This window comes from Flavobacterium terrae, assembly GCF_900142035.1.
Classification (GTDB): domain Bacteria; phylum Bacteroidota; class Bacteroidia; order Flavobacteriales; family Flavobacteriaceae; genus Flavobacterium; species Flavobacterium terrae.
In genome coordinates, this window is sequence record NZ_FQZI01000005.1 from 37,827 (window position 1) to 56,652 (window position 18,826).

At 32.6% G+C, this 18,826-nt stretch carries 19 protein-coding genes; 7 read left to right on the top strand and 12 right to left on the bottom strand.

Annotated elements, in window-relative coordinates:
• The first annotated feature begins 91 nt into the window (after positions 1-91).
• From hemN to BUC09_RS12060, 4 genes are all read left to right on the top strand, one after another.
• On the top strand, positions 92-1,456 hold the full coding sequence (hemN, locus tag BUC09_RS12040; protein WP_073311851.1) for an oxygen-independent coproporphyrinogen III oxidase: 1,365 nt from the start codon (positions 92-94) through the stop codon (positions 1,454-1,456).
• Positions 1,457-1,596: 140 nt separating this feature from the next.
• Positions 1,597-3,576 (top strand): ATP-binding protein, encoded by a 1,980-nt coding sequence (locus tag BUC09_RS12045; protein WP_073311852.1) that lies wholly within the window; start codon positions 1,597-1,599, stop codon positions 3,574-3,576.
• A gap of 293 nt (positions 3,577-3,869) precedes the next feature.
• Positions 3,870-4,586 (top strand): glycoside hydrolase family 25 protein, encoded by a 717-nt coding sequence (locus BUC09_RS12055; protein ID WP_073311854.1) that lies wholly within the window; start codon positions 3,870-3,872, stop codon positions 4,584-4,586.
• A gap of 187 nt (positions 4,587-4,773) precedes the next feature.
• Positions 4,774-5,736, top strand: a complete 963-nt coding sequence (locus tag BUC09_RS12060; RefSeq protein ID WP_073311855.1) for a metal-dependent hydrolase — start codon at positions 4,774-4,776, stop codon at positions 5,734-5,736.
• A 211-nt stretch (positions 5,737-5,947) separates the two neighbouring features.
• Here the strand turns inward: BUC09_RS12060 and BUC09_RS12065 are convergent, their stop codons facing one another.
• The 9 genes from BUC09_RS12065 to BUC09_RS12105 all read right to left on the bottom strand — a co-directional run bounded on the left by BUC09_RS12065 (position 5,948) and on the right by BUC09_RS12105 (position 15,298).
• A complete protein-coding gene (locus tag BUC09_RS12065; protein ID WP_073311856.1) occupies positions 5,948-6,178 on the bottom strand; it encodes an HP1242/YdcH family protein in 231 nt (76 codons plus the stop codon).
• Between the two features lie 261 nt (positions 6,179-6,439).
• Positions 6,440-7,141, bottom strand: a complete 702-nt coding sequence (locus tag BUC09_RS12070) for a sulfite exporter TauE/SafE family protein (RefSeq protein WP_073311857.1) — start codon at positions 7,139-7,141, stop codon at positions 6,440-6,442.
• A 93-nt stretch (positions 7,142-7,234) separates the two neighbouring features.
• On the bottom strand, positions 7,235-7,681 hold the full coding sequence (locus tag BUC09_RS12075; protein ID WP_073311858.1) for a FixH family protein: 447 nt from the start codon (positions 7,679-7,681) through the stop codon (positions 7,235-7,237).
• A 132-nt stretch (positions 7,682-7,813) separates the two neighbouring features.
• Positions 7,814-9,235, bottom strand: coding sequence for a cytochrome c oxidase accessory protein CcoG (gene ccoG / locus BUC09_RS12080; RefSeq protein ID WP_073311859.1), 1,422 nt, complete (start codon positions 9,233-9,235; stop codon positions 7,814-7,816).
• Between the two features lie 84 nt (positions 9,236-9,319).
• Positions 9,320-10,258 carry a cbb3-type cytochrome c oxidase N-terminal domain-containing protein gene (locus tag BUC09_RS12085; RefSeq protein WP_073311860.1) on the bottom strand — a complete coding sequence of 313 codons (939 nt, stop codon included), beginning with the start codon at positions 10,256-10,258 and terminating at the stop codon, positions 9,320-9,322.
• A gap of 3 nt (positions 10,259-10,261) precedes the next feature.
• On the bottom strand, positions 10,262-10,456 hold the full coding sequence (locus BUC09_RS12090) for a CcoQ/FixQ family Cbb3-type cytochrome c oxidase assembly chaperone (RefSeq protein WP_073311861.1): 195 nt from the start codon (positions 10,454-10,456) through the stop codon (positions 10,262-10,264).
• Positions 10,457-10,462: 6 nt separating this feature from the next.
• The gene (ccoN, locus tag BUC09_RS12095) at positions 10,463-12,649 is read right to left on the bottom strand and encodes a cytochrome-c oxidase, cbb3-type subunit I (RefSeq protein WP_073311862.1); all 2,187 of its coding nucleotides are present in this window, start codon (positions 12,647-12,649) and stop codon (positions 10,463-10,465) included.
• Positions 12,650-12,651: 2 nt separating this feature from the next.
• Positions 12,652-12,840 (bottom strand): cbb3-type cytochrome oxidase assembly protein CcoS, encoded by a 189-nt coding sequence (gene ccoS, locus BUC09_RS12100; RefSeq protein ID WP_073311863.1) that lies wholly within the window; start codon positions 12,838-12,840, stop codon positions 12,652-12,654.
• 85 nt (positions 12,841-12,925) lie between these two features.
• A complete protein-coding gene (locus BUC09_RS12105) occupies positions 12,926-15,298 on the bottom strand; it encodes a heavy metal translocating P-type ATPase metal-binding domain-containing protein (protein WP_073311864.1) in 2,373 nt (790 codons plus the stop codon).
• A 102-nt stretch (positions 15,299-15,400) separates the two neighbouring features.
• Here BUC09_RS12105 and BUC09_RS12110 point away from each other — a divergent pair, with 102 nt between their 5' ends.
• Complete coding sequence (locus BUC09_RS12110; RefSeq protein ID WP_073311865.1) at positions 15,401-16,081, top strand: Crp/Fnr family transcriptional regulator; 681 nt, start codon at positions 15,401-15,403, stop codon at positions 16,079-16,081.
• 28 nt (positions 16,082-16,109) lie between these two features.
• Here BUC09_RS12110 and BUC09_RS12115 read toward each other — a convergent pair whose 3' ends face one another.
• The 3 genes from BUC09_RS12115 to BUC09_RS12125 are packed head-to-tail and all read right to left on the bottom strand — an operon-like array spanning position 16,110 to position 17,596.
• Positions 16,110-16,424 (bottom strand): rhodanese-like domain-containing protein, encoded by a 315-nt coding sequence (locus tag BUC09_RS12115; RefSeq protein WP_073311866.1) that lies wholly within the window; start codon positions 16,422-16,424, stop codon positions 16,110-16,112.
• Between the two features lie 23 nt (positions 16,425-16,447).
• A complete protein-coding gene (locus tag BUC09_RS12120; protein WP_073311867.1) occupies positions 16,448-17,053 on the bottom strand; it encodes a thioredoxin family protein in 606 nt (201 codons plus the stop codon).
• 3 nt (positions 17,054-17,056) lie between these two features.
• The gene (locus tag BUC09_RS12125) at positions 17,057-17,596 is read right to left on the bottom strand and encodes a TlpA disulfide reductase family protein (protein ID WP_073312050.1); all 540 of its coding nucleotides are present in this window, start codon (positions 17,594-17,596) and stop codon (positions 17,057-17,059) included.
• Positions 17,597-17,734: 138 nt separating this feature from the next.
• Here BUC09_RS12125 and BUC09_RS12130 point away from each other — a divergent pair, with 138 nt between their 5' ends.
• Complete coding sequence (locus tag BUC09_RS12130; RefSeq protein ID WP_073311868.1) at positions 17,735-18,187, top strand: MarR family winged helix-turn-helix transcriptional regulator; 453 nt, start codon at positions 17,735-17,737, stop codon at positions 18,185-18,187.
• A 4-nt stretch (positions 18,188-18,191) separates the two neighbouring features.
• On the top strand, positions 18,192-18,824 hold the full coding sequence (locus tag BUC09_RS12135) for an NAD(P)H-dependent oxidoreductase (RefSeq protein WP_073311869.1): 633 nt from the start codon (positions 18,192-18,194) through the stop codon (positions 18,822-18,824).
• Positions 18,825-18,826 lie beyond the last annotated feature (2 nt).

An 18,826-nucleotide genomic window follows, 5' to 3' on the forward strand; every position in this document is an offset into this window, starting at 1 on the left:
ACTACGCTCAGTGTTCAGCTACAAGTATGACAATTATCATTTTTAATACAAATAACTCAAAGTATTTTTGAATTTGTAAAATCATATCATTATGACCACTTCATTAGTTCAAAAATACAACGTTCCAGGACCAAGATATACCAGCTACCCTACCGTGCCGTATTGGGAAGAAGAACATTTTTCTTCAGAGAAATGGAAACAAACCTTAATACAATCTTTTAAGGAAAGTAATACCACCGAAGGCATCAGTTTGTATATCCATTTACCGTTTTGCGAAAGCTTGTGTACCTTTTGTGGTTGTCACAAACGCATTACCAAACGCCACGAGGTCGAAGATCCTTACATTACAGCCGTCCTAAAAGAGTGGGAATTGTATTGCGAGTTGTTTCCAGAAAAACCTATCATAAAAGAAATTCATTTGGGTGGTGGCACACCTACATTTTTCTCTAGTCATAATCTAAAACGCTTGATTAATGGTATTACCAGTAAAGCTACAATCGCTCCTGAACACGAATTTAGCTTTGAAGGCCATCCTAACAATACTACACGAGAGCATTTACAAACCTTATACGATTTAGGCTTTCGCCGAGTAAGTTATGGTGTGCAAGATTATAGCGAAACCGTTCAAAAAGCGATTCATCGTATGCAACCGTTTCATAATGTAGCCAAAGTAACGCTTTGGGCCAAAGAAATAGGCTACACCTCTATTTCGCATGACTTGGTTTTTGGTTTACCTTTTCAAGGCATCGAAAATATCGTAGACACCATAGAAAAAACCAAATCCCTCTCCCCTGACCGACTAGCATTTTACAGTTACGCGCATGTACCGTGGATAAAAGGCAATGGCCAACGCGGCTTTAAAGATGAAGATGTACCAAAAGACGAAGAAAAACGCAAACTCTACGAAATAGGCAAACAGCTACTAGCAAAAAAAGGCTATCACGAGATAGGCATGGATCATTTTGCAAAGAAAAATGACAGTATGTACGAAGCCTTTCGAGAAGGGAAATTACACCGCAACTTTATGGGCTACACGGCATCAAAAACTCAACTTATGATAGGATTAGGAGCATCGTCTATAAGTGATAGTTGGTACAGTTTTGCTCAAAACGAGAAAAATATTGAAGACTATTATGCTCGACTAGAACAGAACGAAATACCAGTATATCGTGGACATATTTTATCAACAGAAGACCTCATCATACGCCAACACATTTTAAACTTAATGTGCCAGTTTACGACTTCATGGGATGAAAAGCATTTATATTTTCCTGAACTACCCGAAGTACTCTCTCGACTAGAAGAAATGGAGCACGATGGTCTACTTATCCTGCAACACAACGCGATCACCGTTACCGAAAAAGGCAAACCGTTTGTACGCAACATTTGCATGGCTTTTGACTTACGATTGAAACGCAAAGCACCTCAAACACAGTTGTTTTCTATGACTGTTTAACAAGATTTTTTTTATAAGTATTTTGGTTTTACTGAAACTCATTTTGTAGATTTGGGGTAAAGAGTATATCCAGCTTATTTTATTGAGTTGTGTGTATTTTTGATATAGACAATATTTAAAAAAATTGCAACAATAAAAAAATGAAGATAACTTTACTCGATAAATACAAATCATTACATCCATTTGAAAGTGACGAATTAGATTCTCTGACAGTTATTACTGGTAAGAATGGAAGCGGAAAATCTCAATTATTAAATTTAATTTTCACTAAATTCAAAAATGCTCCTGAAGTTTCAAGCATCAGAATAAGTCTTTCGCCTGAAGTAGAAAGAATTCAATTTGAAGGTATTATAAAAGATAATCTTAAAAATATCTCATACGACGAATGGAAATCGGTAGTCAAAAAACTTCTAGATGATTTTAAAAATTTAAATGGAAACAATATTAAATTATTAGAATACATTTTAGATAAAAATTTGCAAAGTAAAATTAAATATTCAATTTTAAGCAAAATCCTATCTGATGAGCCTGAATATTTAGAATTGTTAAAAATCAACGTTTCAGAAGTTTTGAATCGAAATATTGAAACCATTACAAGAATAACAAAAACAGATGAAAATAATGTTTTAAGAAAAATTTACAACAATAGAACCGAGAAACTTTTTCATTTCATTAAACATCTTAGCGAAAAATCAGGCAAAGCAATCGAAGCACTTACAGAATTGGATTTTTTTAATTTACCAATAGACGAAAGTCTAATAGACAAAAACGAGTTATTCAGCTCCCAAATAGAGTATATATTCTATAATTATGCTAAAAGAAGAGATATAAATCGTAAAAATTGGTTTTTCAAAAAAGAGGATGGCGAAGAAAACGACTCAATTTCAGATGAAGATTTTATTCAATCTTTCCCTCAACCTTGGGAAATTATTAATAGCATCTTGGAGGCCAATGGCTTGGATTTTTATTTTAAAGGAATAGAAAAGAAAGAGTTTAGTACAGATATCACTATCGATTTCACACTTTTAAAGAAGTCAACTTCAGAAGAAATACCGTTTAATGATCTATCTTCAGGTGAAAAAGTAATTATTGGTTTGATATTAAAACTTTTTACTTCTGAATATTATGGAAGAAATTTAAATTTTCCAGACCTAATTTTATTAGATGAGCCTGATGCTCATTTACATCCAGAAATGTCTAATCTTTTGATAAATGTATTAGAAAAAACGTTTGTCACAAACTTTGGTATAAAAGTAATTTTTACAACACATAGTCCATCAACTATTGCATTATTAAATGAGAATAATATATATCAGATTTCAAATGGCCAAGACACATCATTAAAAAAAATTTCGAAGGACGAAGCATTAAAAATGCTTACCAGTTTCATTCCTACATTAAACATAGATTATAAAAATCACAAACAAGTATTTGTAGAAAGCCCAACTGATAGATTTTATTATCAAATAATTTTTGACAAGAGATCACAATATGAGAAATACCCATTTAAGTTGTATTTCATTTCTAATGGTTATGGAAAAGGTAGCAGTTCTCAAGTAATCGAAACCGTAGATGCAATCAGAAAATCTGAAAACAAGTCATTTTTTGGCATAATTGATTGGGACAAAGTAAATGAAGATAGCGATTATATAAAAGTTCATGGTGAAAATATCAGATATAGCATTGAAAACTATGTTTATGATCCAATCTATTTAGTAATGCAATTGATGGAACTGAAAGCTCATAATGTTCATGGTGAACTTGGTTTGGATGAAACCTATAATCAATATCAATTAGGTAATGAAAAAGATTTAGCTGAAAAAGCAGTAGACTGGTTTTTTGAGAAATTCTACAATAAATTCCAAATATCAGAAGAACTTAAACAAAATAGAAGAACAGTAAAATTTCTTAATGGTATGGATTTTTTGATTCCAATTTGGTATCTTGAATTTCAAGGACATGATTTGGAATCTAAACTTAAGACTGTATTTCCTGCATTAGAAAAATACAGAAATGAAGGTGAATTGCAGAAGAACTTGAGTATCATTTCGGCAAAATGTTATCCTTTTGTTCATTTCGATACGATTGAAGTTTTTGAAAAAATAATAGACATCGGTTAACACCTCTATAACACAAATTTACTTCTTCTGTTCGCTTCGCTCGAGTATAATCCGTGCTAGAAAAAAAAAGTCAACTACTTTTCTGTTTCAAAAAAATTATTCCAAAAATTTTGAAACACTTTTTGTTGCAAAAAAATTATTCAAACTATTTTGCCACAGCTTTTGTGTTTAAAAATAAACCACAAAGTTTTTTACAGCAAAAACTTAATTTCATTACGAATAATCATCTGCTTAAAATCATAATTGTAAGAAAAAACTCATTTGATTATATTTGAAACTTATAATTACACCAAATGATTTCAAAATATTATCAATTCTCAATTACACTTTTGCTTATTGCATTGATTTGTTTATCTGCAATCCCTAAAAATCAAAATATTGATTCGACCATATCTGGTATCGACATTTCTCATTTTCAAGGCGATGAAATTGATTATTTGAATAAAAAAGGAAGTCAGTTGGATTTTGTAATTTGTAAAGCAACAGAAGGACTAACGTATACAGACCCAGATTTTAAGAGTAATTGGTCCATGATTAAAGAGCGTGGTTTTGTAAGAGGTGCTTATCATTTTTACCATTGTGCCGATGATCCAATACTACAGGCTAATTATTATCTAAGCGTCATTGGTAATTTATCTTCAACTGATTTTCCTCCTATTGTAGATTTTGAAGAAAACAGTATTGATGCAGGTTGCAATAAATCGAATCTACAAAAAAACTTGCTTCAGTTTTTATCCATTTTAGAACAAAAAACAGGACGAAAACCCATTTTGTATACAGACACCAACATTGGTAACGCCGAAATTAAAGATCCCGCTTTTGCAAATTACAAACTATGGATTGCCGATTACAATCCAGGTGTATCTGCTGCGGTTCCATCGGTTTGGAAAACAACTTCATGGACGATATGGCAAAAAACTCAAAGTTATTCATTAGATAACTACACTAACGACTTTGATGTATTTAATGGTGACAGCGAAACCTTTGCTAAAGTCATATTGGGTAATTAATTATTGAGTAGAAATAAGCTTCTTTATTTACCCTCTTTAATCTTTGTTTCATTCATATATCATTTAGCCATACCATAACTATAGTGAAACTCATAACCAGTTATTATCGATTACAATATAGATTCTCAATTAATATTATAATAAAAAGTATTTCTATTGTAAGTTTGGTCTTTTAAAGTAAATCCAAATGGATAGTATTACACAAGCAGTTCTAGGTGCAGCAATAGGCGAAGTTGTTTTAGGTAAAAAAATTGGTTCCAAGGCAGCTTTATACGGCGCTGTTATTGGTTCGATTCCTGATTTTGATGTTGCCTTACGTCTATTTTATAGTCCTTATGAAATGCTTAGTATTCATAGGGGTTATAGTCACTCAATACTTTTTAGTTTTTTAGGCGCATTATTTCTTTCTTTTGGGCTCAAGAAGCTAAATCTATTTAAAACAATTTCTTATCCAATAATTTATCTTTTTACGTGGTTGTGTTTGTTTACACACATGCTTTTAGATGCATTCACTGCTTATGGAACGCAATTATTTTTACCTTTTAGCAATACCCGTTTTGGTTTTGATAGTGTAAATGTAATTGATCCAGTTTACACACTTCCTTTACTGTTAGGGCTTATACTAAGTATTAAAATATATTCTAACACTAATGATCGTAGTAAGTATGCTAAATACGGGTTGTGGTTTAGCACTTCGTATTTAGTATTAACACTGGTTCATAAGGAAATGGTAAAAGAAAAGTTTTACAGCTCTTTTTCAGAAAAAAAAATAGCAACAAAAGAACTTCTAACTATGCCCGTTGGCATTGCTAACCTTAACTGGTATGGAATCGCAAAAACAAACGATAGCTTGTATATGCAACAGTACTCATTGTTAGGTGGTCTAAAAAATGAAGTTCACTCTTTTCCTATACACGAAAATTATTTAAACGAAGTAGATGCAGAAATGGCCAATACAATGCGTTGGTTTGCCAAAGGTTTTTATACGGTTGACAAAGTTGATAATGAAATTCGTATTTACAATTTACAAGTTGATATGCGAGGGGTGATTTTTGACGGTAAAAAATTAGTTCCTACAGCTGGTTATTTCAAATTGTTTTCTAATAATGGTAAAACCGAATTTGGCTCAGGAACAATTAGAAAAAAATAAGCATAAATCGTTCAAATACAACTCCGTGCTAAAAAAATATTTTCTATAAAAAAGATACGGTTTTTGTGCCTAAAAAATGAAAATATAAAATTAGACACAAATTTTAGCTTGTATAAGACAGGCTCAGTTGTACCTATAAAAGCTCAGTACACTTTGCAAAAAAATTATTTAACTATAAAAAAAAAGCCCACTGTATAAGTGGGCTTTTGACTTAATTTTTCAACATGATGAATATCTCGTCTTTTAAAAACAATAACTTGGCTTTAAGCTCGTGCAGGTGTTCGTCTGTTGTGACTTCGGCACCAGAATTGTATTTGTGAATTTCGTGTTCCACTTCGTGGTATTCGTCAAAAAGTTTTCTAAAGTGATTGTCGGTTGTTTTTAAATCGTGAATTTTAGTAGTGAATTCTGGGAATTCGTTTAGTAAATTGTGTCTTTCCATAGTATTAAAATTGTTAATTAGTTATTTTTTCATGTTCATTTTCTTTGCTTGTCCAAAGAAAACGAACCAAAAGAAAGGACACTTTTACAAGGTGTTTTTGACTTCGTCAAAACCGGAACTGAAATTCTAAAATTCCTACAAGGATTCGGAATTTTTTACGAATTTCGTTTCTACACTACGTAAAAGAGTTGCAATGCTTTATATTACTTTTGTCTTATAATTAGAAACTTAACTTTTGTTTCTTTTGCAACAAATAAAAATTTATCGGCAATGCGGTGTGTTTTGCACAAACAAACTCACATTGCTTGGTGATACAAACGGAATGTCCAACCCCATACCTCTTAGCACAAACAATACCCCTACTCCTATTATCACCAAAGGAATTAGGTTCTGAATTGTATTGCGAACGGGTAGTGTCATTACATTTGAAACATAAACTACCAAACTCATTAAAGGAATGGTTCCTACTCCGTACAAAGCCATATAAAAAACACTTAAATGAACTTGTTGCATCGCAATGGCTCCAAAAAGCGCTACATAGACTAATCCGCAGGGTAAAAAACCATTGAGCAACCCAATAGTGAATAACGAACCATAGGTTTTCTTTTTAAACTGTGCTCCCAGCTTGGCTTTTACTTGACTAATAATCTTAAACACTGGTTTTGAAAAATTATATTGGGCGAAGACTTTTTCAGGCACTACAACTGCTGTTATCATTAAAATACCAACTAAAATTGACATTTTTTGCTGAAATCCAGCAAGAAAAAGTCCTCGTCCCAACAAACCAAAAAACAGTCCTAAAATGGAATAGGAAATTATTCTACCTAAATGATAGGTCATTATTTGTGTTACTTTTTTAGCCTCATTAGTTCTGTCTACAGGTAGCATCATCGCAATAGGGCCACACATGCCCATGCAATGCAAACTACTTATTAAACCTAATATGAGTGCTGAATAGATCATTTTATGTTCTTTAAGATAAGAGACAATAGACTAATAGATTAAAGACAATTAAAAATATCTATCATCTCTAAGTCTTTCATCTATTTTCTCTTTTTATAAGTTTACTTTCTCTTTATTCAAATATCCTTTGCCTTGATACTTCCAATCGATTGCAATGTCCCAGCGACCGCCTACCAACTTTGTTTTAGGTATGAGCAAATTTGAAGAAGATAACGATATAGGTATATCGAAATCTAATTTCTGGTTCGACGGTCGGTACAAGGACACATTTCCTTTTATTTTTTTGTAATCAAACCCTTTTGGAAAACATATTAGCAATCCTTCGCTTTTGGTTACTACTGTTACTTTTTCTGCAAGATCATAGGCATTTTGTGCTTTATCTAATTGTTCTTGATAGCCTAATTCTTTTTTATAATATTCTTCGGTAACCATTTCATGGTCGTACTTCATATCACCTTGCACTTTAAAAACAAAGTACAAAATGAACGTAATAAACAATGCAAATGCTATTACGATTCCTGTGCCCCAATTTGCTTTCATAATTTTATTTTTATTAGAGAATAGATAATAGACAGATAGATAATAGACTATAAAACCCTTATTTTACTTTTATCTTTTTATCGTAATTTCTGTCTATCTATCATCTTTTCGTCTATTATCATTCTGTCTGAATTAATTAAAACTTCTAGGACCTAAAAAATTGGTCGTAGTTGTTTCTAACAATTCATTATTGTTGTATACTTCAATTTTGACTTTGGTTTTATCCCCTTTTAAAAATGCAGGATGAATTATGATAAACAAAGTTCCTTGTGCCATGGCTTCTTTTTTCAAAGGAAACGATTGATTACCTACCAATTTGATTTGGCCTTCTTGATCTACCAATTTAAAATGAACATTGTCGAAATCACGAATGGTTTTATTGACTATTTTATACGTAAACACATTACTTATTTTGTCGCCTTTATGCTCAAACAATTGGCCTGGTAATCGAAGAACATCTGCTTCTACATCATTACGTAAAAACAACATTCCGATGAAGATTCCAATAAGAATTGACAATACTGCAACATAACCTTTCATACGATTCGTGAAAACAAATTTTTCTTTTTTCACTATCTCATCTTCACTAGCGTATCGAATTAAATTTATAGGCAAATTCACGCTTTTCATGATCGTATTGCATTCGTCTATACAAGCTGTGCAATTCACACACTCTAACTGTGTTCCGTTACGAATATCGATACCTGTTGGACAAACATTTACACATTGATGACAATCGATGCAATCTCCTTTACCTGTTAATGTTCTATCTTCTCCTTTTTTAAATTTGGCTCTGCCTGATTCACCTTCCCCACGAACATGATCATAGGTCACATTAATCGTTTTATTATCGAGTAAAACCCCTTGCATACGACCGTACGGACAAGCTATAATACAAACTTGTTCTCTAAACCAAGCGTAAACAAAATAGAACACATAGGTAAATATGATTAAGGCTATCAAAGTATTGGTATTAGACAATGGTCCTTGTCGAACCATATCTAAAACATGATCGCTACCAACTAAATACGCCAAAAAGACATTAGCAATCAAAAAAGAAACCACATAAAATACAAACCATTTGGTTACTCGCTTTCTAATTTTTTCGGCATCCCAAGCTTGTTTATCTAATTTGATTTGAGCGCCTCGATCACCTTCTATCCAATATTCTATTCTTCGGAAAACCATTTCCATGAAAATAGTTTGAGGACATATCCAACCGCAAAAAATACGACCAAAAGCAACCGTAAATAAGGCTAAACCAACCACTCCAATTATCATACAGACAACAACTAAGTGAAAATCTTGTGGCCAAAACGGAAATCCAAAGATGGAAAACTTACGTTCTAAAACATTAAATAATAAAAACTGATTTCCGTTAATTTTAATAAAAGGTGCTGAAAAAAGAAATGCCAGTAAAAAATAACTCACCCATTTTCTTCTATCATATAGTTTTCCACTTGGCTTTTTAGGAAAAATCCAAGCACGTTTGCCTTCTTTATCAATAGTAGCTATGGAATCTCTAAAATTATCGTCTGGTAAATTGGCTGCCATTTTTTTCTCTTTTTACATTCTGGCTTGCCGAAGAGTCTATCTAGACTCCTCGACATAACTCAGAGTGACAACATTAAAAATTTATTATTTTGTTTGGGTTGAGTCAACTGTTGTTGATGCTTTTACCTCTTTAGGCATTGCAGCTCCTTCTTCTGCCCAAATATCTCCTTCAGGTTCTTTTGCTCCTGCTGGATTTGTTCCTTGAAGACTTAAAACATAACTGGCTACTTTTTGAATATCTGATGGTTTAATTTGATCTTTCCAAGAAATCATACCTTTACCTGAACGCCCACCTTCCATAATAGTGTTGAATACATTTTTGATTCCTCCACCTAATATCCAGTTTTTATCTGTTAAATTTGGACCAATAGCACCTCCTCCATCAGCTTTGTGACAAGCAATACAATTGGTTTGGAAAATAGCTTTACCAGCATTGATACTCTCAGCATCTGTTAATAGAGTAACCTTATCCTTATCCATTAAGTCAGGTGCTGTTTTTTTGTATTCTTCCACTTGAATTTTAGCTTCGGCCATTTCTTTATCAAATTCGGCTTTTTGATCATCATGCCCTAGAACATGAAAGCGAACCAAGTAAATAAATGAAAAAGCAATAGTAGCATAGAATAAATACACCCACCATGGTGGCAATACATTATCTAACTCTTGAATGCCATCATAATTATGATGCAAAAGCAATTCTCCTTCTTCCTCAACTTTACGTGTTCGAGTAAGTTTTTGCATAATTCCTTTATAGAATTGTGTCTCTGTAAAAGGAAGATTGTCTTCAATTTCTTTTGCTTTACGTTGTTCTTCAGTTAATAAAGTATCAATCACTCTATCTGTTGCATTTACAACTAATTCGACTGCGATTAAAACCAACAAGAACATTAATAAGACCAATATCAAAATAGGATACTTGACAAATGCAGGGCGGTCTCCAGAATCGATAAAGAATTCCGTTGCTAAGAAAAACAATGTGAAAAAAACCGGAATTCTTACATATATGGGAAATAACTTTTTCATGGACTATAATTTTAAAAATTCATCTGAAGTTCCTTCTGAAAATGGCAGGTTGCTTAACTGATTGATTTTCTCTTTTTTATAAGTAAACACCCAGAAATACAATCCAACGAAGAATAAAAAGAAAATCAGCAATGAAATGATTGGATAAATTTCTATCCCAGAAATTGTTTCCATATTGTGTTTAATAAACTTTAACATGATTTCTTATTTTTGAGTTTCTTTTACTTTAATATCAGTTCCTAAGCGTTGTAAATAAGCGATTAATGCGACTATTTCACGATCTTTCATTGGTACAAAAGTTTCACCTTTTGCTTTTGCATTTTTCTCACTTTGCTCATAGCTTTTTACAAAGTCAGGGTCATTTTTTAAATTCTCTTCAATTTTTGCCGATTGAGTGGCGATTGAAACTTTAGCATTTTTCACCTCTTCATCTGTATAAGGCACGCCAAGAGTTTGCATAACACTCATTTTCTTTTCAATGTCAGAATAATTAGCTGGCTTATTATCGAACAACCATTTGTATCCTGGCATAATTGAACCAGATGATGTACTTTGCGGATCCCACATGTGATTGAAATGCCAGTTATCGTTGTATTTTCCACCCACACGCATCAAGTCAGGACCAGTTCGTTTTGAACCCCATAAGAATGGATGATCGTATACATATTCCCCTGATTTAGAATATTCACCATAACGCGCTACTTCTGATCGGAAAGGACGAACCATTTGAGAGTGGCATCCCACACAACCCTCGCGGATGTATAAGTCACGACCTTCAAGCTCTAATGGCGTATATGGTTTTACACTTGAAATGGTAGGAATATTTGATTTCACAACTATGGTTGGTACAATTTGTATAACACCTCCAATTAAAATAGCTATGGTAGCTAAAATGGTAAGCTGAATAGGTTTTCTTTCTAACCATCCATGGAATTTTTCATTTTTAAGACGGTACGGAGCAATTTTCGCTAAAGCTGGCGCTTCTGCTAATTCATCTTCTACAGCATTTCCGTTAGCAACTGTTTTGTAAGCATTATAAACCATCACCAACATTCCAATTAAATACATTGTTCCTCCAATGGCACGCATGGCATACATTGGCATAATTTGGTTTACTGTTTCTAAAAAGTTACCATATACTAAAGAACCGTCTGGGTTGAACTGTTTCCACATTTGAGCTTGCACAAATCCAGCCACATACATGGGTAAGGCATACATTACGATTCCCAGAGTACCAATCCAAAAGTGGAAATTGGCTAATTTTTGAGAATACAATTCTGATTTTGTCAATCTTGGTAACAACCAATAGATGATACCGAAAGTCATAAAACCGTTCCAAGCTAAAGCTCCTACGTGTACGTGAGCCACGATCCAATCGGTAAAGTGAGCAATCGCATTAACGTTTTTTAATGAAAGCATTGGTCCTTCAAAAGTTGCCATTCCATAACCTGTAATTGCTATTACGAAGAATTTCAATACAACATCGGTACGAACTTTATCCCAAACTCCTCTTAAGGTTAACAATCCATTGATCATACCTCCCCAAGATGGAGCAATAAGCATTACTGAAAAAACAACACCTAAATTTTGTGCCCAATCAGGCAAAGAGGTATATAATAAGTGGTGAGGTCCAGCCCAAATGTATAAGAAGATTAACGACCAAAAGTGAATGATCGACAAACGATACGAATATACTGGACGGTTAGCCGCTTTTGGCATAAAATAATACATTAATCCTAAGAATGGAGTCGTTAAGAAAAATGCCACTGCATTATGTCCGTACCACCATTGCACTAAAGCATCTTGAACTCCTGCATAGACTGAATATGATTTTAAACCATTAACGGGTAATTCTAAGCTGTTAAAAATGTGTAAAACAGCAACTGTCACAAAAGTAGCAATGTAGAACCAAATAGCCACATACAAATGACGCTCTCTACGACGTAAAATGGTCATTATCATATTAATACCAAAGACAACCCAAATCACAGCAATAGCAATATCAATAGGCCATTCTAATTCGGCATATTCTTTTGAAGTTGTGTAGCCTAATGGTAACGAAATAGCGGCCGCTAAAATAATTAACTGCCATCCCCAAAAGTTGATGTTACTCATAACATCACTATACATTCTGGTTTTTAAAAGTCGCTGAATTGAATAGTAATATCCAGCAAACATAGCATTACCTACAAAGGCAAATATTACTGCATTAGTATGTAACGGGCGTAAACGGCCATAGCTTAACCACGAGATTCCATCGGTGAGATTAGGAAATAGATACATAGTGGCTAATAATAATCCAACTAGCATTCCTACCACACCAAAAACTATCGTAGCATAAATGAACTTGTTTACAATTTTGTTATCGTAATAAAATTGTTGCATTTCCATAATTAGTCTTGATTTTCTGAATTTATATCTGTTTTGGGTTTACTCTTTTTTAGTTCATCTTCGAATAACATGCGTACCGAAGGGGTGTAGTCATCGTCAAATTGGCCACTTCTTACAGCTCTAATGAAAATGTAGAGAAATGTAACCGCCAGCACGATGCTGATGCAGATTAATAGATAAATAACACTCATACCTTAAATTTTATACTTCAAAAGTAGTTTGAGCTTTCGGGATAAAATATGACATTTATCATGCCTAATAATTTTATTATTAAGTTTATCTTCTAGCATAAAAATTGCTCATTAAAGTCACAAAACTTACAATGGTTACAGTACTTAAGGGCATAATGATTGCTGCAACTATGGGTAACAAATTTCCGCTTACAGCATAACTCAACCCCACCACATTATAAAGTAGCGACAATCCAAAACTCATGTAAATCGTTTTCATGGCATTTTTGGAAAAACGTAGGAAATAATCAATTTTTGAGAATTGAGAAGCATCTAAAATTCCATCACAAGCTGGAGAAAATACATTCACATTTTCGGAGATTGAAATTCCAACATTGCTTTGTGCTAAAGCTCCAGCATCATTTAACCCATCGCCAATCATCATGACGTTTTTGCCTTGTTTTTGAAGGTTTTCTATGTATTCCAATTTTTGCTCTGGTTTTTGATTGAAGACTAAAATGGTGGCTTGAGGCAACATTTTTTCGAGAATTTTACGTTCTCCATCATTATCACCAGAAAGCACTACTAGATTATATTTCTTCGCTAAGTTTTCAAATAGTTTTTCTAAACCTTCCCGATATTGATTATTGAATACATAACTGCCTTTGTAAACAGCATCAATTTCTACATGAACTTTTGTTTTTTTATGCGTGTTTTCGCTCATATGTTGCAAAAACTGCGAAGAGCCTAACTTTACAGAATGATTATCGATTTCGGCAAAAATTCCTTTCCCTGTGACTTCTTCAAAATGAGTAACTTCCAGCTTATCTTGATTAGGAATAAAATCGTACAATCTTCTACTTAAAGGATGATTAGACCCACGAAGTACATTTTTCAGAAGTTTTAATTCCAATAAATCTAGTTCAGTCCCTTCATACGTAATAGCTGTTTTTTTATTCGTGGTAATCGTTCCCGTTTTATCAAAAACTAGGGTATCTACTTTAGTAAATTGCTCAATGACCGTAGTATTTTTTAAATAGAGTTTTTTATAACCCATAATTCGGAGTACATTTCCTAAAGTAAAAGGAGCAGTCAAGGCCAGTGCACAAGGACACGCCACTATTAAAATTGCTGTAAAAACGTTAAAAGCAGTAACCACCTCTTTGAAAACCCAAAATCCAAAAGATGCAAAAGCTAATAAAAGTAAAGCTGGTGTGAAATACCGGCTAATCGTATCTGTAACATTTTTGTACTTCTGCTCTACTCTTTTTTGAAAAACATCGTTACTCCACAATTGAGTGAGATAACTTTGCGAAACCGAATGCAAAACTTCCATTTCAATGACTTTTCCTATTTGTTTTCCACCGGCAAATATTTTATCTCCTGATTTTTTGGTAATTGCAATGGCTTCACCAGTTACAAAACTATAATCGATTGAAGCTTCAGGTGAGATCAGAATTCCGTCGACAGGAATGAGTTCTTGGTTTCTAATTAGTAGCCGGTCGCCTTTTACAATGTCGTAAATTTGTATAGGTTCTTCCTGTCCATCGGAATTTACTTTGGTTACAGCAATAGGAAAATACGATTTATAATCTCTTTCAAATGATAAGAAATTGTAAGTTTTTTGCTGAAATAATTTCCCTAGTAACATAAAGAAAATTAGTCCGCACATGCTGTCGAAAAACCCTTGTCCGTAATCGAAAAAAATATCAATAGTACTTCGCACAAACATTACTACAATTCCCAAAGCAATAGGAATATCGATATTGAGCATTTTGGATTTAATACTTTTCCAAGCGGAAACATAATATCCTGAGGCCGAATAGAAAAAAGGCGGTAAAGCCAAAGCAAAAATCAACCATCGAAAAAAACCTTTGTACTGTTCAATCCAAAACTCACCAACTTCAAAATATTCGGGAAAAGATAATAGCATTATATTTCCGAATGAGAAGAATGCTACTCCAATCTTATAAATAAGTGTCCGATCAATTGTTGGCTTTTTGTTTTCGTAATTTTCTAGACTGATGTAAGGTTCGTAGCCTATTGTACTTAACAATTCAACTATCTTCTTTAAATGGGTTTCTTCTGGACCGTATATAATTCTTACTTTCTTTTCGTGGAAATTTACTTGAGAAGATACTATTCCTTTGTCGAGTTTTTGTAAATTCTCCAAAATCCAAATACACGAACTACAGTGAATATGCGGTATGTACAATGAAACAATATGTGTTCCTTGTTCTTCAAAATCCAATAATTTCGAAACAATTTTTTCATCATTTAAAAAGTCGTACTTCCCTTTAATATCTAGTGGTGTCGCTCCGGGTGATTTCTCAAAATCATAATAACAGCTTAAATCATTTTGGCTAAATATCTCATATACTGTCCTACAACCGACACAACAAAACGATTTTTCTTCAAAAATAATTTCGTCGCGCTTCACTACCTCGTTACCACAATGGAAACAATTCTCTGTACTCATAAAATTTGCTCATTTACCTAGAACAAATTTCAAAATAGCTAGAAGGATAATCTATGATATTTATCATACTTTTAAATATATTTGCAATTCAAACGAGGTACCATGAGTAAATGTGAACAATGTATTGTTAGACAGTTTAGTTCCTTAAAAGCTTTATCTAAAGATGAACTTTTAAGAATGGCCGAATGCAAAACATCCTACACCATCAAAAAAGGAGAACTTATTTTTGAAGAGGGTGAAATGACTAATGGAATTTTTTGTGTAAAAGATGGTGTATGTAAAATGACAAAATTGAGCGCCAACGGTAAAGATCAAATTGTAAAATTGGTTAAAGCTGGTGAACTATTAGGTCAACGTTCTATGATAAGCGAAGAGCCCGCTAATTTAAGTGCAGTTGCATTAGAGGACATGGAAGTTTGTTTTGTACCAAAAAGTGAAATACTACATTTTTTTAATCAGAACAATCAATTTTCTATGAATGTTATGAAAACGATTTGTGGTGATTTAAAAGAAGCTGATGATCACATGGTTTCTATGGCACAAAAAAGTGTAAAAGAACGTTTAGCTGAGACTTTGCTTTATCTTGAAGATACTTTTGGTAACAACGAAGATGGTTCTTTGCGTATTCAATTGTCTAGAGAAGAATTGGCAGGAATGATAGGAACCGCTACTGAGAGTTGTATTCGTTTACTATCTGAGTTCAATAAAAATGGATGGGTTGATTTAACGGGAAAGAAAATCACCATCAAAAATAAAAATCAGCTCAAAAAATTATCTGAATAAAAAAAAGGGAGCAAAAAGCTCCCTTTTTTTATTTTGGCATATCAACAGGTCCATCCCATTCTGAGAATCCTCCCATTAAATTATAAGTAGTTTCAAAACCCATTTGATTCATGATACTACAAGCTTGAGCACTTCTTCCTCCTGCTTTGCAATACACATAATAGTTTTTTGATTTATCAAGTTCTTCCACTTGGTATATAAAACCTTGTCCTTTATAAATATCAATATTAATTGCATTAGGAATAATACCATCATTCCATTCATCTTCTGTACGAACGTCAAGAATAACAGCATTATCGTCTTCTTGAAGCTTTTTCCACCAATCTTCTTGTGTCAAATTCATAGCTTTATTTTTTATCAAAAATACTATGCTTTAATTGAACATCCAATAGCCTTAGTTGTTTTTACAGCAATTTCTTCATCTTTCAATAATGAGTTGATTGCATTTTCAAGGTATTTGGTCTTAACAGCACTTTCATCAGCATAATTATCGTCTATAGCGCCAATATATTTTACAACATTTCCTTTACTTGTCTTTTGGAGTAAATAAACATGAGGCGTTTTTGTTGCTCCATATTGAGGATATATTTTTTGTCCTTCATCAAATAAATAAGGGAATGTAAATCCTTTTTCTTTTGCTCTTTTTTTCATCAATTCAAAACTATCATCTTTTTGAACATCAGGATTATTAGGGTTTATTGCTATAACAGGATAGCCCAAATCTTTATATTTTTTATCAATAGCTATAATTCTATCTTCATAGGCTTTTGCAAATGGGCAATGGTTGCATGTAAAAATTACCACAAATCCTTTAGCATCCTTGTAGTCTTTTAATGAAACCACTTTATCGTTAACATTTTTTAATGCAAAATCAGTAGCCACATCTCCTACTTGATAACCTCCTGAATTAATAGAAAAGGCACTAGCTAATCCTAACACTAAAGCTAAGGCAAGCATTTTAATTGTTCTCATAATTTATTTTTTAATGATTGTTAATAATTCTTCTTCTAATTCTTTCAGTGATGAGTAGGAATCTTCGGCAAAAACTCTACTATTTTTATTGTATATCACTGTTGCAGGTATAGAACCTGCCCAACTTTTATCTACTTTTTCGATCCAAGTATTTGCATCAGGATCATTTAAATGTATTATCTCCGATTTTAAATTTTTCTTTTTTATGAAGGGAATCAAATTACTTTCTACTTTTTTAGGCAAATCCAAGCTAACCAAAATTACTTTTACATTTTGACCTTTGTATTTTTCATTTAATTGCTCAAAATAAGGTAACTCCTTTACACATGGCAGACACCATGTTGCCCAAAAATTTATAACATATGTTGTTTCATCGTTTTGATGCAAATAAGGCTCAAATGAGTTAAAATCAAATGATTTTACTGTAATACCGTCTTTAACATACTCCTTTATAGGAATCGATGATTTCAAATACTCCTGACTACTTTGCTGGGAGAAAGCAAATGATGATATGAACAACAACAATAAACCAATTCTTTTCATATTTAAATATTTTGAGCTCATTAAAATTAAACAATCTAAAAGCCTCAAAATAAAAATTAACAAATATTTAATACACATTTGTATATACAAATAAAAAAAGTTTATACATTTGTACGTACAAATTTTGTAACTACAAATATGAAAATTGAAGATATCATAAAATCGACAGTAACCTTAAATGCAGCTAAAAGAGCAGTACTTAATGTCATGTTTGCAGATTTAGTTGTAACAGATCATTTTAATGAAATTTTAAAACCTTTTGACTTATCTCCAGAACAGTATAATGTGTTACGCATTTTGAGAGGTCAAAAAGGAAAGCCAGCTAACATGTGTACAATTCAAGAGAGAATGATTGCAAAAACCAGCAACACAACAAGATTAGTAGACAAATTATTATTGAAAGAATTAGTTACACGAGAAGTTTGTCCCGACAATAGAAGAAAAATGGAAGTTGAAATAACAGAAAAAGGTTTAAATGTTTTAGCAGAAATTGATCCTAAAGCAATAGAACATGAAAATTATTTTGCTTCCAAATTAACCAGCGAAGAGTTGGAAATATTTAATAATTTATTAGAAAAATACAGAAGTTAATACCATGAGTAAATTTATAGAAAGCCAAAATTGGCGTTATGCAACAAAAAAATTTGATGCAAGTAAAAAAATTTCAGATACAGATTTAGAAGTTTTAAAAGAAGCAATTAGATTAAGTTCTTCTTCATACGGATTACAACCTTATAAAGTTTTAATTGTTGAAAATCCTGAATTAAGAGCGAAACTTCAGCCTGCTGCTTGGGGACAATCTCAAATAGTAGATTCCTCTCACCTATTTGTTTTTGCAAACATCATAAATGTTGGTGAAAAAGAAATAGATACTTATTTAGAAAATATAGCAGAAACAAGAGGAATTCCTGCAGAAAATATTGCTGGTTATGGAGATTTTATGAAATCTAAAATCACCTCTCTGCCTGAAGATGTAAAAAACACTTGGACAGCAAAGCAAACTTATTTAGCATTAGGAAACCTTTTAAATGCTGCGGCAGAACTAAAAATAGATGCAACTCCTATGGAAGGTTTTGAACCAGAAAAAGTGAATGAAATTTTAGGTTTAAACGCATTAGGTTTAAACGCTACTCTTATTGCAACAGTAGGATATCGTCATGAAGAAGACGCTAATCAACATGCAAAAAAAGTAAGAAAATCAAAAGAAGAATTATTTATCAAATTATAATT

Excerpts from the sequence above, each read along its gene's own strand:
- hemN (WP_073311851.1), top strand. The coding sequence starts at position 92 with ATGACCACTTCATTAGTTCAAAAATACAACGTTCCAGGACCAAGATAT.
- BUC09_RS12045 (WP_073311852.1), top strand. The coding sequence starts at position 1,597 with ATGAAGATAACTTTACTCGATAAATACAAATCATTACATCCATTTGAA.
- BUC09_RS12055 (WP_073311854.1), top strand. The coding sequence starts at position 3,870 with ATGATTTCAAAATATTATCAATTCTCAATTACACTTTTGCTTATTGCA.
- BUC09_RS12060 (WP_073311855.1), top strand. The coding sequence starts at position 4,774 with ATGGATAGTATTACACAAGCAGTTCTAGGTGCAGCAATAGGCGAAGTT.
- BUC09_RS12065 (WP_073311856.1), bottom strand. The coding sequence starts at position 6,178 with ATGGAAAGACACAATTTACTAAACGAATTCCCAGAATTCACTACTAAA.
- BUC09_RS12070 (WP_073311857.1), bottom strand. The coding sequence starts at position 7,141 with ATGATCTATTCAGCACTCATATTAGGTTTAATAAGTAGTTTGCATTGC.
- BUC09_RS12075 (WP_073311858.1), bottom strand. The coding sequence starts at position 7,681 with ATGAAAGCAAATTGGGGCACAGGAATCGTAATAGCATTTGCATTGTTT.
- ccoG (WP_073311859.1), bottom strand. The coding sequence starts at position 9,235 with ATGGCAGCCAATTTACCAGACGATAATTTTAGAGATTCCATAGCTACT.
- BUC09_RS12085 (WP_073311860.1), bottom strand. The coding sequence starts at position 10,258 with ATGAAAAAGTTATTTCCCATATATGTAAGAATTCCGGTTTTTTTCACA.
- BUC09_RS12090 (WP_073311861.1), bottom strand. The coding sequence starts at position 10,456 with ATGTTAAAGTTTATTAAACACAATATGGAAACAATTTCTGGGATAGAA.
- ccoN (WP_073311862.1), bottom strand. The coding sequence starts at position 12,649 with ATGGAAATGCAACAATTTTATTACGATAACAAAATTGTAAACAAGTTC.
- ccoS (WP_073311863.1), bottom strand. The coding sequence starts at position 12,840 with ATGAGTGTTATTTATCTATTAATCTGCATCAGCATCGTGCTGGCGGTT.
- BUC09_RS12105 (WP_073311864.1), bottom strand. The coding sequence starts at position 15,298 with ATGAGTACAGAGAATTGTTTCCATTGTGGTAACGAGGTAGTGAAGCGC.
- BUC09_RS12110 (WP_073311865.1), top strand. The coding sequence starts at position 15,401 with ATGAGTAAATGTGAACAATGTATTGTTAGACAGTTTAGTTCCTTAAAA.
- BUC09_RS12115 (WP_073311866.1), bottom strand. The coding sequence starts at position 16,424 with ATGAATTTGACACAAGAAGATTGGTGGAAAAAGCTTCAAGAAGACGAT.
- BUC09_RS12120 (WP_073311867.1), bottom strand. The coding sequence starts at position 17,053 with ATGAGAACAATTAAAATGCTTGCCTTAGCTTTAGTGTTAGGATTAGCT.
- BUC09_RS12125 (WP_073312050.1), bottom strand. The coding sequence starts at position 17,596 with ATGAAAAGAATTGGTTTATTGTTGTTGTTCATATCATCATTTGCTTTC.
- BUC09_RS12130 (WP_073311868.1), top strand. The coding sequence starts at position 17,735 with ATGAAAATTGAAGATATCATAAAATCGACAGTAACCTTAAATGCAGCT.
- BUC09_RS12135 (WP_073311869.1), top strand. The coding sequence starts at position 18,192 with ATGAGTAAATTTATAGAAAGCCAAAATTGGCGTTATGCAACAAAAAAA.